At 50.3% G+C, this 15,907-nt stretch carries 15 protein-coding genes and 1 pseudogene; 11 read left to right on the forward strand and 5 right to left on the reverse strand.

The window, feature by feature from the left end; translation table 11 throughout:
* Positions 1-5: 5 nt before the first annotated feature.
* Positions 6-536 carry a fimbrial protein gene (locus tag ACLW56_RS00565; protein ID WP_330981872.1) on the reverse strand — a complete coding sequence of 177 codons (531 nt, stop codon included), beginning with the start codon at positions 534-536 and terminating at the stop codon, positions 6-8.
* 650 nt (positions 537-1,186) lie between these two features.
* Here ACLW56_RS00565 and ACLW56_RS00570 point away from each other — a divergent pair.
* From ACLW56_RS00570 to pdeR, 6 genes are all read left to right on the forward strand, one after another.
* Entirely contained in the window at positions 1,187-1,561 is a 375-nt protein-coding gene (locus ACLW56_RS00570; RefSeq protein ID WP_330981873.1) for a helix-turn-helix domain-containing protein, read from the forward strand.
* A 91-nt stretch (positions 1,562-1,652) separates the two neighbouring features.
* Positions 1,653-2,279, forward strand: coding sequence for a winged helix-turn-helix transcriptional regulator (locus ACLW56_RS00575; RefSeq protein WP_330981874.1), 627 nt, complete (start codon positions 1,653-1,655; stop codon positions 2,277-2,279).
* Between the two features lie 231 nt (positions 2,280-2,510).
* Positions 2,511-3,299, forward strand: coding sequence for an enoyl-ACP reductase FabI (fabI, locus tag ACLW56_RS00580; protein WP_330981875.1), 789 nt, complete (start codon positions 2,511-2,513; stop codon positions 3,297-3,299).
* A 147-nt stretch (positions 3,300-3,446) separates the two neighbouring features.
* Positions 3,447-4,556: a CMD domain-containing protein gene (locus ACLW56_RS00585; protein WP_330981876.1), complete on the forward strand. Its 1,110-nt coding sequence runs from the start codon at positions 3,447-3,449 to the stop codon at positions 4,554-4,556.
* Between the two features lie 81 nt (positions 4,557-4,637).
* Complete coding sequence (locus ACLW56_RS00590; RefSeq protein ID WP_330981877.1) at positions 4,638-6,575, forward strand: exoribonuclease II; 1,938 nt, start codon at positions 4,638-4,640, stop codon at positions 6,573-6,575.
* Positions 6,576-6,868: 293 nt separating this feature from the next.
* Positions 6,869-8,860, forward strand: coding sequence for a cyclic di-GMP phosphodiesterase (pdeR, locus tag ACLW56_RS00595; protein WP_330981878.1), 1,992 nt, complete (start codon positions 6,869-6,871; stop codon positions 8,858-8,860).
* A 48-nt stretch (positions 8,861-8,908) separates the two neighbouring features.
* On the opposite strand, the gene ACLW56_RS00600 is transcribed toward pdeR, so the two are convergent.
* Both ACLW56_RS00600 and ACLW56_RS00605 read right to left on the reverse strand, forming a co-directional pair.
* On the reverse strand, positions 8,909-9,778 hold the full coding sequence (locus tag ACLW56_RS00600; RefSeq protein ID WP_330981879.1) for a crotonase/enoyl-CoA hydratase family protein: 870 nt from the start codon (positions 9,776-9,778) through the stop codon (positions 8,909-8,911).
* A 226-nt stretch (positions 9,779-10,004) separates the two neighbouring features.
* Positions 10,005-10,454 carry a hypothetical protein gene (locus ACLW56_RS00605; protein ID WP_330981880.1) on the reverse strand — a complete coding sequence of 150 codons (450 nt, stop codon included), beginning with the start codon at positions 10,452-10,454 and terminating at the stop codon, positions 10,005-10,007.
* A gap of 636 nt (positions 10,455-11,090) precedes the next feature.
* Between ACLW56_RS00605 and ACLW56_RS00610 the strand changes: the two are divergent.
* The 5 genes and pseudogenes from ACLW56_RS00610 (at position 11,091) to osmB (ending at position 14,410) form a co-directional block, all read left to right on the forward strand.
* Positions 11,091-11,574 (forward strand): annotated as a pseudogene (locus ACLW56_RS00610) (Hcp family type VI secretion system effector).
* A complete protein-coding gene (locus tag ACLW56_RS00615) occupies positions 11,571-12,050 on the forward strand; it encodes a DUF2778 domain-containing protein (protein WP_330981881.1) in 480 nt (159 codons plus the stop codon). The pseudogene ACLW56_RS00610 and the gene ACLW56_RS00615 overlap by 4 nt, the downstream one beginning before the upstream one ends.
* Before the next feature lie 905 nt (positions 12,051-12,955).
* Positions 12,956-13,138 carry a hypothetical protein gene (locus ACLW56_RS00620; protein ID WP_330981882.1) on the forward strand — a complete coding sequence of 61 codons (183 nt, stop codon included), beginning with the start codon at positions 12,956-12,958 and terminating at the stop codon, positions 13,136-13,138.
* Between the two features lie 19 nt (positions 13,139-13,157).
* Positions 13,158-13,907, forward strand: a complete 750-nt coding sequence (locus tag ACLW56_RS00625; protein ID WP_330981883.1) for a DNA-binding transcriptional regulator YciT — start codon at positions 13,158-13,160, stop codon at positions 13,905-13,907.
* A 284-nt stretch (positions 13,908-14,191) separates the two neighbouring features.
* Positions 14,192-14,410, forward strand: coding sequence for an osmotically-inducible lipoprotein OsmB (gene osmB / locus ACLW56_RS00630; protein ID WP_330981884.1), 219 nt, complete (start codon positions 14,192-14,194; stop codon positions 14,408-14,410).
* Positions 14,411-14,683: 273 nt separating this feature from the next.
* On the opposite strand, the gene yciH is transcribed toward osmB, so the two are convergent.
* Together yciH and pyrF are read right to left on the reverse strand one after the other, a co-directional pair.
* Positions 14,684-15,010, reverse strand: a complete 327-nt coding sequence (gene yciH, locus ACLW56_RS00635) for a stress response translation initiation inhibitor YciH (RefSeq protein ID WP_330981885.1) — start codon at positions 15,008-15,010, stop codon at positions 14,684-14,686.
* Entirely contained in the window at positions 15,010-15,735 is a 726-nt protein-coding gene (pyrF, locus tag ACLW56_RS00640; RefSeq protein ID WP_330981886.1) for an orotidine-5'-phosphate decarboxylase, read from the reverse strand. The genes yciH and pyrF overlap by 1 nt, the downstream gene beginning before the upstream one ends.
* Between the last annotated feature and the right edge of the window lie 172 nt (positions 15,736-15,907).

Genomic DNA, 15,907 nt, shown 5'->3' on the forward strand with positions numbered 1-15,907 from the left:
CAATATTAGTTGTAGACCACAGAGAAGTTGGCAACCGAGTTCGCTGGCCCTGCGCCTACGGTAGAGATAGTCGATTGATACTGTGCGTAGAAATTCAGCGTGTTGTCCTGCGTGGAGCTTAATACGTAGTGATAACCATTCGAGCCGTTCAGGGGCAGATCGGTTTTATCCGCGCTCATCAGGTTGATAGCCACACCGGTTGCGGCACCTGGAAGGGTGCTGTCAATGGCCAGCAGAGCTGAGTTACTCGCTTCCGGTGTACCGTCGAAAACCACTTTTGCTGACGCTACGCTTGGCGGGCAGTTTTTCAATACGATGTTAAATCCCTGGGCTGCCGTTCTTGACCCCACACCGGTGAATTCAGTTTTGTAATATTCGCCCAAATCAACCGTCTGGTTTTGGGAGGCGACATCTACGGCGCACGCAGAATCCAAAATCTTACCAGTGAAATTGACCGTTCCCGCGGCAGCAAACACATTACTCATAGATAATACTGCGGTAGCAGCAATGACTGCAGAAATAATATTTTTGTTCATCACAAATTTCCTTATCTTATATTTAAGGCGATAGAAACCGCCTCCCTGATGACAGAGGGTAGCGTTGTGTATCATCATGTTTTTACATCACCATGAAATATGGTAATCACTATCATCGAGCCACGCAGGCCTTATAACTGCAATCCCACACTTCGATTGCGGAAATTATTATGCAAAGCTCATATTACATTCAATAAATTTATCAATCCAAAAATACACCTCACCGCACACCGCTTTAATTTAATATTCAACACTCTTGTTGTCTATTTTTGGACCGCCCCTGGCTATTCATCTACCCACATCAATTAGGGATAATCAAAGGACTTTTCTGAGACACTGATGATGAGGATAGCCCAATGCTAAGTGATGCCCTTTATCCGGGGAAACACCCGCCAGGCTTTATTAACAAAAAAGAAACAAAACCAGTGGAGCACATTCAAAAACTTATTGAGAGTTTTCAATCGCAAGCCAAAGAGATGATCATTACCTCTCATCACCCCCTTAATTTATCTGAACCCAATAGCGCATTTTGTTTTTTGCTGCACCGAGGCCATGTCAATTTGTTCAACCCAAAACGGAATCTGGTCCTGAATACTGAACATGCGCCGTTTGTCTTCGGATTTAGCAAACTCTGTTCGTCTGCCCCCTCCATGGCATTGATCCCGTCTTCAGACGCAGCGTTTAGCGTGCTGCCGCTGGCGAATGCCTGTGACATTGTGGCGAAAAAGCAGCTTTGGCAGTCGCTCTCTTATTTACTGATGTATATTTCTTCGCGCGTTTACGACCACAGCACGCGCTTGTCTCAGATGAACTCCTACGAGACGGTGAGGAATATCCTGATGGAGCTGTGCGAAGAAAGTGAGGAATTACGGGCTGAAACGTCTGTGCTGCACTATATCCAAAGCCGCTGTTATTTATCGCGAAGCGGGATTATGCGGATCCTCTCTGAGTTACGCGCCGGGAACTACATTACCATTCAGGACGGGACCCTGGTTGACGTGCATACCCTTCCCAAAAAGTTCTGAATACGTCGGTTATTCTGCGCGACGGTTTAGCTAAAATGTGTAACTTTTATCTATACTTATAGAAGATCCTACCTGGTCAGGTACTCAGTGCATGAACAACAGTCATTTCTCATTGAGCCACATGAATGAACCCTTCCCCTTCGCCAAAACGCTGGTGGAGGCGTTATTGCCTTTTGCGGAGGTAAAACGCTATCCGAAAGGAACACGCATCAACATCCTTCGCGAAGACACACGGGTTTGTCAGTTGATCCTTTCCGGCTCTATTGAGGTTCGTCGCAAATCAGACAATTTGCTGATTGTGACGTTACTTCCACCGAACATCCTTGGATTGAGCGTTCGTGAGATTTATGTGATCACCAAAGAGCCGTGCAAAGTTGCCACTTTGCCGCTGGATGAGGCCTATCACCATTTTACGGAATTGGGGCTGTGGGAAACGGTCGCTCAACATCTGCTGGCCGTGACCAATAAACTGTACTCATACAGCAAGCAGCTCAGTGCTCCAACGGTGTATGAAATCATCTGCTTTAAGCTGCTCGAACTGATGAACGAGCCGGAACCGATACGCAGCAGTATTGCCGTTGAGCGTTATATTCGTGAAAAGACACATATCTCCCGCAGCAGCGTGATGAAAATCCTGGCCGATTTAAAAATGGGCGGGTATATCGTCCTCGAAGAAGGACGACTCCTCGAAATTCGCCATCTGCCGTCGAAATACTGAACGCGCCATCAGGTTGGATCTGTCCTTCGTGCTGCGGCTGATATAATAGAAAGATGTCGAATTTGTGTTCTCCCTCGCTCTGAATCGTGGGGACGATGTAAAAATCACGTGACAATTCAGGCGCGTAGTGGGCTATAATTTCGCCCTGCTCTCTCTATTATTCTGGCTTATATTATTGTAACTCAATGAATGTAAAGCCAAAAATAAGCAATGACATAAGGATTAAAAGCTATGGGTTTTCTTTCCGGTAAGCGCATTCTGGTGACTGGCGTTGCCAGCAAACTGTCCATCGCCTACGGTATCGCTCAGGCCATGCACCGCGAAGGCGCTGAGCTGGCCTTCACCTACCAGAACGACAAGCTGAAAGGCCGTGTTGAAGAATTTGCCGCGCAGCTGGGTTCCAATATTGTTCTGGAATGTGATGTTGCTCAGGACGAAAGTATTGATGCCCTGTTTGCGGAACTGGTGAAAACGTGGCCGAAGTTTGACGGTTTCGTGCACTCTATCGGCTTCGCACCAGGCGATCAGCTGGACGGCGACTATGTGAATGCCGTAACCCGTGAAGGCTTTAAAATCGCTCACGACATCAGCTCCTACAGCTTCGTGGCAATGGCTAAAGCTTGCCGTTCCATGCTGAACCCAGGTTCTGCGCTGCTGACCCTGTCCTATCTGGGTGCTGAGCGTGCTATCCCTAACTACAACGTGATGGGTCTGGCAAAAGCGTCTCTGGAAGCTAACGTGCGCTACATGGCGAACGCGATGGGTCCAGAAGGCGTGCGTGTTAACGGTATCTCTGCTGGCCCAATCCGTACTCTGGCGGCTTCCGGCATCAAAGATTTCCGTAAGATGCTGGCTCACTGTGAAGCGGTTACCCCGATTCGCCGCACCGTGACTATCGAAGACGTCGGTAACAGCGCAGCGTTCCTGTGTTCTGACCTGTCTGCCGGTATCTCCGGTGAAGTCGTTCACGTTGACGGTGGTTTCAGCATCGCCGCGATGAACGAGCTGGAACTGAAATAAGTTCTGCCGCCGCCCTGCGCTCGCAGGGCGGTTTTTCCTTCGTTATTCCACTCTGTTATTTGTTATCACGCATCAATCTTTTTCCCCGCCCTCGCCTTACGTCAGGATAGTCAGTCATAAACGATACGACGCCCTGAAGGAATCCCCATGGAGCAACGCCGCGTTTACGGCAAAGGCCAGTGGTACCATGAAACACAAGCGAGAAACCAGGCGGCAGATGTGCTGCCTCTGGTGCCTGAAGCGGCCCATGTCGCCGATCGCTTTCTACTGGATTTGACGCTGCCAGAGCAGGTCAGTGACGACTGTCAGCCGTGGTTACACCTCTCTTCAAAGATAGCCGTCCATCTGTTTCCCAATGACGTCGCCGTCACCCGCCTGAATACCTTCAGCGCCTATGACCGTCTGAGCACCGCACTGACAGTGGCTCAGGTCTTTGGCGTGCAGCGGCTGTGCAACCACTATGCCGCGCGTCTGGCCCCCTTGCCTGGCCCGGACTCTTCACGCGAAAGCAATCACCGCCTGGCGCAAATCACGCAATATGCTCGCCAGCTGGCAGGCTCTCCCTCTGTCATTTGTTCTGCGTCACGCCAGCAGCTTGATGCCGTCGGCCTTAGCGTGCCTGACATTGTGCTGATGACTCAGATTGTCGGTTTTGTCGGCTATCAGGCGCGCGTGATGGCTGTGGGTCAGGCGCTGCTTGGTCTTCCGGTTCGTTGGCTACCGGGAATGCCCGTTCAGGAGGAGGCTCCCGCGTCCCTGTTTGATGCTCAAACGCAAGACTGGAAATCCGATCTCGATGTCATTGAAAATCACGATTTCAGCAACCTTCAGCTGGATGCGCTCTTACCTTTGTTGGCGTGGGATAAACTGTTGCTGAGGCTGGAAATTGATCTGCTCGACGCTCTGCATACGGAGCCGGAGTACGCCACGCTGGTCGCTGTGCTGAATGCCAGAATCAACGGCAGCGCCAGTTGCTTCTGGCAGCACGCGCAGGACGAATCCTTGTTGCTGGCTATTCTTGAGGGGGAAAACGCGTTGCAGCAGTGGGGCCAGAATAACCCCGCCGCGCTCGCCGTGATCCAGGCCGTTCAGCTGTTAACCAAAGCGCCAGACCGTTTTAGCGCCGCGCAGTTTACCCCTTTGCTCGATAACAATCTCTCTCCCGCACAGGCTTTCACGCTGCTTGCCCTGAGCGGGGTAAATGGCTGGCTAAATCGGCTAAAAATCGGCCTTGGCGAGGCGTTACCTGTTACGTAAAAGCCTTAAAGACCGCTTGCTGCAACAGGGATATTCGCGTAAAACTGTCAGCCGCTCTTTTGGCCACGAAAATACATAATTATGTTTCAGGACAACCCGCTGCTTGCGCAGCTAAAACAGCAACTTCATTCCCAGACTCCCCGCGCTGAAGGCGTGGTGAAAGGCACGGAAAAAGGCTTTGGCTTTTTAGAAGTCGATGCCCAGAAAAGCTATTTCATTCCGCCGCCGCAGATGAAAAAAGTGATGCATGGCGACCGTATTATTGCCACCATCCATAGCGACAAGGGCAAAGAAAGCGCCGAACCGGAAGAGCTGGTCGAGCCTTTCCTGACGCGTTTTGTTGGCCGGGTACAGAAAAAAGATGATCGCCTGTCCATCGTGCCCGATCATCCCCTGCTGAAAGAGGCCATCCAGTGCCGCCCTGTGCGTAGTCTGGAACACGATTTTAATGACGGCGACTGGGCGGTTGCAGAGATGCGCCGTCATCCGCTGAAAGGCGATCGCAGTTTCTACGCCGAACTGACTCAGTTCATCACCTTTGGCGACGATCACTTCGTGCCATGGTGGGTTACACTCGCTCGCCATAACCTCGAAAAAGTGGCGCCGGAAGGCACCGCCACCGACATGCAGGACGAAGGTCTTGAGCGCCGTGATTTGACCGGGCTGGACTTTGTCACCATCGACAGCGCCAGCACCGAAGATATGGACGATGCGCTGTATGCTGAGATTGCCGCCGACGGTAAACTGCATCTCACCGTCGCTATCGCCGATCCGACAGCGTGGATTATCGAAGGCAGCAAACTGGATAACGCGGCAAAAATTCGTGCGTTCACCAACTATCTGCCGGGCTTCAACATCCCGATGCTGCCACGTGAACTCTCTGACGATTTGTGCTCACTGCGCCCCAATGAAGTGCGTCCGGTCCTTGCCTGCCGCATGATTATCGCAGCAGATGGCACCCTTGAAGACGATATTGAATTCTTCGCCGCCACCATCGAATCAAAAGCCAAACTGGCCTATGACGATGTGTCTGACTGGCTGGAAGGCAACGGTAGCTGGCAGCCGCAAAGCGAGGCTATCGCCAACCAAATTAAGCTGCTGGAGCGTATTTGCGCGCTGCGCGGCGAATGGCGTCACAACCACGCGCTGGTGTTCAAAGACCGCCCTGACTACCGCTTCGTGCTGGGTGAGAAAGGCGAAGTGCTGGATATCATCGCTGAACCGCGCCGCATTGCGAACCGTATCGTGGAAGAATCCATGATTGCCGCCAACATCTGCGCGGCTCGCGTGCTGCGCGATAAGCTCGGTTTCGGGATTTACAACGTTCACACCGGTTTCGATGCTGCGAAGACCGAACAGCTGGCAGAGCTGATGAAGAGCCATGATGTTCACGTCGATCCGCAGGAAGTGTTGACGCTGGAAGGCTTCTGTAAACTGCGCCGTGAACTCGACGCGATGCCAACAGGCTTCCTCGATAGCCGTATTCGTCGCTTCCAGTCGTTTGCAGAAATCAGCATTGAACCGGGTCCGCACTTCGGTCTGGGCCTTGAAGCTTACGCTACCTGGACTTCGCCAATCCGTAAATACGGCGACATGGTGAACCATCGTCTGCTGAAAGCGATCATTAAAGGTGAAACCCCGGCGCGTCCGCAGGATGAATCCACCGTGCAGATGGCTGAACGCCGTCGTCTGAACCGCATGGCTGAGCGTGACGTGGCGGACTGGCTGTACGCTCGTTTCCTGAACGACAAAGCCGGAACCGACACTCGCTTTGCCGCTGAAATCATCGATATCAGCCGTGGCGGGATGCGTGTTCGTCTGGTTGATAACGGCGCGGTGGCGTTTATTCCAGCGCCATTCCTGCATGCCGTTCGTGATGAAATGGTTTGCAGCCAGGAAAATGGCACCGTGCAAATCAAAGGCGAAACTGTTTATAAAGTGACAGAGGTTATCGATGTCACGATTGCTGAAGTCCGTATGGAAACCCGCAGTATTATCGCGCGTCCTTTCCAGGCGTAACCTTAAGGGCGGCTAATTATTCTCAGCCGCCCTTTTCTTCCTTCTGAATGCGATAGTTGGCACAATTTTTTTCCTCTTTTCCCCCACATTCCATCAAAAGCGATCACACTGAAAGGGTGTATCGGATTGCACATCAATAAGCTGCCTGGTCGGTGCTCTTTTTTCGGGCTTGGGGATTAGTATACGACGACAGGCTAATACAATATGTTGAGCTCTTACGTCCTGTGGATGACCTGGCTGTAACGATTATTTCAATGATTCCGTGACGCGCTTAAGTTGGTTTGGGAGAAAAAATGGCTGAGGAACTAGAGCTTAACCTGCTGTTTCGGTATCTGGGTACCACCAGTCCGTACTGGCGCTTATCGGGTGACAGCAATGCGCTACACCTGTCAGCCAGTGAGGATACCGATACGCGTCAGGTTGTGGCCCTGAGCGCGGAACAAGCAGACAGCATCCGCGAGATGACGGTGATCACCTCCAGCCTTAGCCTGAACCTCAATCTTTACGGCAATGCCGTTCCTGTCCATTTGGTGGGTCGCAAAATCAATAAATCACAATGGGCAGGCAACGCGTCTGGCTGGGATGACACCGGCTCAGTTGCCCGTGACCTGGTGCAGGGCCTCTCCTTCGCTGAGCAGGTCGTTTCCGAAGCTAACTCCGTGATTGTTATCCTCGATCGTCACGGCAATATTCAGCGTTTCAATCGTCTGAGCGAAGAATATACCGGGATGAAGGAACAAGAAGTCATCGGCCAAAACGTTTTTAAGCTCTTTATGAGCCCGGCCGAGGCGGCGGCCTCCCGACGCAATATCAGTGGCTTCTTCAAAAATGGCAGCTCCTATGAAGTGGAGCGTTGGATTAAAACGCGCAAAGGCCAGCGCCTGTTTTTATTCCGCAATAAATTCGTTCACAGCGGCAGCGGCAAAAATGAAATCTACCTGATTTGTTCAGGTATGGACATTACCGAAGAACGCCGGGCCCAGGAACGCCTGCGCGTTCTGGCGAATACCGACACCATCACCGGCCTGCCGAACCGCAATGCCATTAATGACATGATCACCGAAGCGATAACTACGCGCGGTGAGCATCAAATTGGCATTGTGTATCTCGACCTCGATAACTTTAAAAAGGTCAACGACGCTTATGGCCACATGTTCGGTGACCAACTGTTGCAGTCCGTTGCCCTGTCAATTTTAAGCTGCCTGGAAGAAGGCCAGACGCTCGCCCGCCTGGGTGGCGATGAGTTTATCGTGCTGGCGACCAACACGTCTCAGGGTGGCCTTGAAGCGATGGCTTCACGCATTCTTAACCGCCTGCGAGATCCTTTCCGCATCGGGCTTATCGAAGTGTATACCGGCTGCTCTTTGGGCATTTCACTCGCGCCGCAGCATGGCAGCGATCGTGAAAGCCTGATTCGTAACGCCGATACGGCGATGTATACCGCGAAGGAAGGCGGCCGGAGCAAGTTCTGTGTGTTCTCCCCGGAGATGAACCAGCGAGTTTTTGAATATTTGTGGCTGGATACCAACCTGCGAAAAGCGCTCGATAATAACCAACTGGTTATCCACTATCAGCCGAAAATCACCTGGCGCGGCGAAGTTCGTAGCCTGGAAGCGCTGGTACGCTGGGAGTCGCCGGAACGTGGGTTGATCCCGCCCGGCGAATTCATTTCTTACGCCGAAGAGTCCGGGCTGATTGTGCCGCTGGGGCGTTGGGTCATGCTGGATGTGGTGCGTCAGGTGGCGCTCTGGCGCGACAAGGGCATTAATCTTCGGGTTGCGGTTAACCTTTCTGCGCGCCAGTTAGCGGATCAGACCATTTTCAGTGATTTGAAACAGGCTTTACGTGACCTGAAGTTCGAATACTGCCCGATTGACGTTGAACTGACAGAAAGCTGCCTGATTGAAAACGAAGAGCAGGCGCAGTCGGTTATCCAGCAGTTCAGTGCTCTGGGTGCGCAGGTGCATCTGGATGACTTCGGCACCGGGTATTCTTCCCTGTCTCAGTTAGCCCGCTTCCCTATCGATGCCATTAAACTGGATCAGGTTTTCGTGCGTGATGTGCATAAACAATCTGTCGCCCAGTCTCTGGTTCGCGCCATTGTGGCAGTTGCCCAGGCGCTGAATTTGCAGGTCATTGCGGAAGGGGTGGAGAGCGCCAAAGAAGATGCGTTTCTGACCAAAAACGGCGTTAACGAACGCCAGGGTTTTCTGTTTGCTAAACCTATGCCTGCTGCGGCGCTGGAGCGCTGGCTGAAGCGGCGTCAAACGCGTAACCAGCGTTAATCCTCAAAACAGGGGCAATCAATGCCCCCTTTCAGACAAACCTCTCCACTAACTGGCTTTACGCAATGCGGCTTGCGTATGGCGATTTTGCAACAAGACCAGACGCTCCATATAAGCGATATCTTTCTCTTGCAGACAGAACGCCGCGTCGACCCAATCTTCCGTGATATCCATCAATTCGCTGCGAGGCAAGGTCAACACACGCTGGCGCGCGCGTAACATGGCCCTGACACCATTCAGTTTGGGCAACAGCGTGTCAATAAACGTTCTCGTCGACACATAGCTGTTCCCTGGTTCAAACAGCACGTCCACTAAGCCTCGCTGTTCGTGCCATTCCGCAGTATGCGCTTCCCCCCGGTAAATCAGTTGCTCGGCCAGTTTCATGCCGGAACGCCGACTCACTAAGGAATAACCGCCCATGCCGGGAAACAGATTAAAGGCGATTTCAGGAAACCCCATGCGGGCATCGCGCTGGGCAAGAATAAAATGGTGCGCCAGCGCCGCTTCAAACCCGCCACCCAATGCACTGCCTTCAATCATCGCAATGCTGATAGCGCCGGTATCAAAAGCGCGGGAGGCCGCATGCACGCAGTCAACACAAGCCCGGGTGTAAGCACGAAGCGCCTCGCGTCGCCCGTGACGAATGCATTCCACAAAGAAACGCAAATCGCCGCCGGTATTGTAAATCCCCGATACCAGTGAACCCGTGACCCAAAAATCGACGTCAAACCCCTGCTGCTTAACCAGCCAGGAGAGGTTCATGATTTCCTCAATCAGCGCATGGTTAAAGCAAGGACGCGGTTGGGCTCGCAACATCATCCAGACGGTCCGACGCTCCTCCTCATACCAGGCTGAGAGCTGGGTTAATCGTTCACTATCGGTAAACAATTTACAGCCAGGCTGATTAATCACGGTCATCATCTCTTCCTCATAGAAAAAAGCGCGTTGCGCGCTTCTCCAGACTAATCCAGGCCATTTGGAGCGGGTATGCTATAGACGATCCGGAAGCATTTACTGAAGGAATAGCATCAAGAAATCGCTGATTCGATGCTGATGATCCTTGATGATTTTTTAAGAGAGAATCCTATTACTTTATAATCGGAGCATTTTAAACCACCGGTAACATCACCGGTGGTTTTTCAATTTATTTAGTAAAGCGCTGATCTCCAAGCCATCCACTTGAATTCAATGTCGGTTTTAATGTGCCAAGTACAAATCCGCACCAGCCGAAACGCTGGTCCACACCAGGTTGAACCAGATGTTCCAAATAAACAAATGGAACCCAACAAACTAGATCACCTATCCTGAGTCGTGGACCATTAGGATGCGCAGTATCTGCAATTACGCAAAACCCGCCATCATTAGAGCAAACTTTTAGTAACATTCGCTGGCATCCTGAGCTGGTAATGACCGGATCCTTCCCTTCAGGCCCGGGTAAAACAATCGCTGGAAGTGGAATGTTTCCGACCAGCTCACAATCCATGTACTCGCATGCATACTCAAAAGCCGAATGATTATCATTGAAAAAAAGCCCCTGCGTGGATTGCGGCTCAGTCTTTCTACCAATGATGGCTCTTAAAAATTTTTTTAACATGATCCCTCACTTCTAAAGTTGAAATAACTGAACTTGTATAATCATTTAGGCAAAAAAATATTAACAAATTAAGTTATTGAACCAAAAAATGTACATCCCCTTAATTTCATTTTTTAAAGCGAAAAACTGTAGTTTTCCCAGCAGTAATAGAGCACCCTGCAAGTTCTGCCGTTATCTGCAGTAACTTATACCCATAGCACACAGGCCAGCATCATACATCCAACACGGTAAAATGCTGGCTTTGTTTCGTGATGAGCAACATTTCAAATTGTGCATGGCTTAACGTTGCCACGTCTTTATGAGTGGTGTGGATAATCTCGCGCTTTGTCTCGCAATTTCGGCGGCATCCAGATCACGCTTTTGCGGGTGTAATTCTGTTTTTATCTTCCGTGTTCTCACTCACATTTATTTCACAAATTGCAGTAAAAATAGTTTCGTTACAATAGGCCAGTCTTTACCCTGATTTACATGACCAGCATCAAAAGAAACAGCCGATGAATTCATTAGTTTTATATCTAATTAACATATATACACCGTAACAATCACCGTAACCAGCAAGTGCATAAAAATTACATTTTGTTAATCAGTATAGATGTAATGTCATAAAGTTTTTATCAACTACAGGGGGTATTTAAAATGGCAATTCCGGCTTACTTATTTCTCAAAGACGATGGCGGCGCAGATATCAAAGGCTCTGTCGACGTGATAGGTCGTGAAGGCAGTATAGAAATATTGGCATTCGGTCATGGGTTACACCTGCCAACCGATAATAATACTGGCAAAATAACTGGAACAAGGGTTCACAGCGCCCTTACCTTTGAAAAAGAGTTTGATTCATCAAGCCCGTATCTTTACAAAGCTGTAGCAAAAGGCCAGACACTGCACAACGCAGAGTTTAAATGGTACAAAATCAACGACGCAGGGCAGGAAGTTGAATACTTCAACATGTTGCTTGAAGGTGTAAAGGTAGTTTCAGTTTGTCCAGTTATGTACGACGTCAAAAATCCGGCTACAGAAAAACACAATCATCTTGATGAGCGTCGCTCTTCGCTATGAGCGCATAACCTGGAAATATTGTGATGGAAATGTCGAGTTTTCCGACGCATGGAACGAAAGATGATCCGTTGCACCTTTCACTTGAACAGCGGGCAGCTCTCTAACCTGAGTTGCCCTGGCGTGGGTTTCTTCCCTGCTTATTCTGGTAATAAAGGACCTATGAGAAACAATCCCGAAGATGTGGCTACGGTAGATGTTGGCCCATTGCCACCGGGAAAGTATTATATTGTCACAAGACCCGGTAGTGGCTTCAAACACCTCGTAAAAGATGCATCTTACTCCATCCTGTCTGGCTCCAACCACTTCATATGGTTTGGGTTATACAGGGAAGATTCAAACCTTGATGATCACACTTTCATTGGTAGCGTTGAGCGGGGAAACTTCAGGTTGCATCCGGCTGGGTACAAAGGGGTTAGCAACGGTTGCATAACCTTTATCAGCAAAGATGATTTTAATATTTTCAGGCAGGCGTTAGTGAGAACGCCAACATTCAAAGTCTCAGGCCAGTTGGAGGCCTTCGGCACAGTGCAGGTGTATTGATGAGCACCAAAAAATTTCTTGTAGCGTGGCATATTTTCGCATTCACCTACCTGGTGTTTTTTATCTCTCTCATGGGGATATTGCCAGAGCTTAAGACATTCTCGTATTTGACTAACAAATACGGATTCATTGATATTGAAGAGTGGGATTTTTGCTACCTCGTTTTTATAGCCCTTTTAACGTTACTCATTAACAACATCATAATAATTACGGTGTTTAAATTTTTCAAAAAATTCAAATAAGCCCGGCTCAAGACCCGCATCATCAGCGGGCCTCGACAACAAATAAAAACAGTGGATTGTCATCAACAAAATCATTACCTGAGGCGAGTTGTTGCCCTTCCGATGAGGGCTAACTCTGTGCAGCTTTTGCGCACCGAAACGCTTACCTGTGCCGTGTCCCAGCCTCGCCGGTCTGGTGCTAACCACCTTTTCAACCACGAGTGCATAACCACTTCACATGGCCGACCACTGGCGAACCTACAACGGGCCAGACAAGCTAATCACGCCGCCTTTGTTGTGTGCTGCAAGACGCCATGATCCTGAGTTTCAGGTTATTAACAACTATGCCGGCATACTCATCACGTTTGCTCCCTGCTGTCGGCCCAATCTCCATCAATGTTGCTCTTTTGTATCTAAAAGAGCGCATTAGTAACCCTTTTTCAGAACAATTTTTGTTATCAGAGGATTCAGCAAAGGGATAAAACGGGTGAATTACAGGCAGATACCATCTCTTATTGTTGATCTAATTTCTTGTTTTTTATGTAAATGTTACACGGAGAGTGATTTTTGAAATCAGATTTATCCTTTTATGTTATGTGTTTTAGCGGCATGACATTTTCCGCTTCTCTTTTGCCGCCATTTTTTGCATCATTGATTTTTATTACTTTTCTTTCAGGATTGCCTATGTCCAACCTTGATGCGCGTCAGTTAGCTCAACGTATTGATACCGTGCTGGATATTCTGGTGGCGGGAGATAACCACTCCGCGATTAAGAATCTGGAAATACTGAAAGCTGAGTTACTGGCTCAGGCGTCCGGCGAGCAAGAGTCCCCTTCTGCCCAGCCGAAATCCCCCTGGGAAATTTGAGAACAGCAACGATCTTGATATGAACACCAGACAACAATCTATTTTACAAATGGTGATCGACAAAGGCCGCATGAGCGTTGCCGATCTTTCCCGGATGACCGGGGTTTCAGAAGTGACCATTCGTCAGGATCTGAATCTGCTTGAGAAGCAGAGCTATCTGCGTCGTACCCATGGCTTTGCCGTCCCGCTGGACAGCGAAGATGTCGAAACCCGCATGATGAACAACTTTTCGCTGAAGCGTGAGCTTGCCGCTTTTGCCGCAAAGCTCGTGAGCCCAGGCGAAACGGTCTTTATCGAAAATGGCAGCAGCAATGCCCTTCTGGCTCGTGCGCTGGCGGAGCAGCCAGGCATCACCATTATCACGGTGAGCAGCTATATTGCGCATTTGCTCAAAGAAACGCCGGGGGAAGTTATTCTGCTGGGCGGCATTTACCAGAAGAAAAGCGAGAGTATGGTTGGACCATTAACCCGGCAGTACATTCAGCAGGTGCATTTCAGCAAAGCGTTTATCGGTGTGGATGGCTGGCAGCAAGAAACCGGCTTCACCGGCCGCGATATGATGCGTGCAGATGTGGTGAGCGCCGTACTGGATAAAGGCTGCGAGTCCATTGTCCTGAGCGACAGCTCCAAGTTCGGGGCCGTTCATCCCTACCCGCTTGGCCCTTCCAGCAAATTTAACCGGGTCATCACCGACGACGGCCTGTCTGCCGCACAGCAGCGTCAATTAGAGATGTCGGGGTTAACGGTAGATATCATTCCGCGTAACTAAGCAATCTAAACCCCCGCCTGCGGGGGTTTTTCTTTTCTGACAGTCTTATCTGCTTTCATTTCCCCACATCCTGTCATCTATCAGACTGTTCTGACCCACCAATTAAGAGTTTTTAACCTCCCAGTTCGTTCTCTGGCACGTAAAATTAATGTTAGCGATATGACAGGAAGTGACTATCACTTGCGTGATTTAAGTAACACCTGCGCAACATGCTCCATGAGCGCTTACGTTATTCCACTGATTGTAAGCCGCCTTCGTGGATGAATTATTCAGGAGAGAACTTTATGACTTCAATGAGCAAAAAAATGACGGCGGCTGTTCTGGCCGTGACCCTGGCCATGTCTCTGAGCGCATGTTCCAACTGGTCTAAACGAGATCGTAATACCGCTATCGGTGCCGGTGCCGGTGCTCTTGGTGGTGCAGTACTGACTGACGGTAGCACCCTGGGTACGCTGGGTGGTGCAGCAGTGGGGGGGATTATCGGCCACCAGGTAGGCAAATAATTCCCTTAACGGGAAATAATAAAGATAACGATATATTCAGGTCTGACTTACGCACCAAAACATTTGTTCCGGTAAAACAAGGGCCACGCTTTGCATGGCCCTTGAGAGTGATGACAAACCTCTAACAAATGAGATCTGTCATAGGGTACCGAATAAAAAACAAGGAAAATCAATTTATTGATTTTCGGCTGCTCACCACAAAGAAGGAAAAACCACGCTTTTTCCTTCTTTGTCAGCAGTCTGAAGGGCCACGCATTGCGTGGCCCTTGTTATTTACCCGCCCGCCAGTTTGACTTTCATGCCTTTGGCTTCCAGCAGAGATTTAATCAGGTCGCGTTTATCACCCTGAATCTCAATAATGCCGTCTTTCACAGCACCGCCGCAGCCACATTTTTTCTTTAGCTCAGCCGCAATTTTGATAAGCTCTGCGTCGTCTGCGTCGATGCCGGTCACCAGGCAGACGCCCTTCCCTTTTCGGCCGCTCGTCTGACGCTGAATACGCACGATACCGTCACCTTTCGGGCGTTCTGGGGCGCTTTTCTCTTCGGCGATACGTCCACTGTCGGTGGAATACACCAGACGACTGTTACTGTCGTTCATCAGGCCTCCTTCACAAGCGATGCGTTAATCTGACGCAGGGTCAGCGCAGGATCTGCCGATTGCGTCACCGGGCGACCAATAACCATATAGTCTACACCGGCAGCCTGTGCCTGCTCGGGCGTCATAATACGACGTTGATCGCCGGCTTCACTGCCTGCCGGACGAATGCCCGGGGTGACGAGTTTAAAGGCCTGCCCCAGTTCCTGCTTGAAACGCACCGCTTCCTGAGCGGAACACACCACACCGTCTAAACCACAACGCTGCGTCAGCGCTGCGAGCTTCGCCGCATGATCGTCTGGAGAAAGAGTGATGCCCAAATCCTGTAAATCGCTGGCTTCCATGCTGGTCAGCACGGTCACAGCAATCAGCAATGGCGCATCTTTACCAAAAGGTAGCAGCGCTTCGCGTGCCGCGGTCATCATGCGTGCACCGCCGGAAGCATGGACGTTCACCATCCACACGCCGAGGTCTGCCGCTGCAGCGACAGCATGTGCTGTGGTGTTGGGAATATCGTGAAATTTCAGGTCGAGGAAGATGTCGAAGCCGCGCTGTTGCAGATCACGGACAAACTGTGGTCCAAACAGGGTAAACATCTCTTTCCCGACTTTAAGGCGGCAATCGCGTGGGTCGATTCTGTCGACAAAGGCCAGCGCCTTGTCACGATTGGCGTAATCAAGGGCAACAACAACGGGAGAGGATGTAACAATACGGGATTCAGACGTCATGACCAGACCTTCTTGTTGATGGGCCGCAACCGGCGAAAAAACGGTAAACGGCGTGCATTCTACCTGCGAAGGGGTGAAATTGACAGACTGGGATCGCGGCAAAACGCCCCTGCCAGACAAATAACACCGTTAGTTTAAGACCGAGATATCCGGGGCGACCACCGGGTTTGGC

Origin of the sequence: Pantoea sp. sgz302252 (assembly GCF_047713085.1) — a bacterium.
Lineage (GTDB): Bacteria > Pseudomonadota > Gammaproteobacteria > Enterobacterales > Enterobacteriaceae > Scandinavium.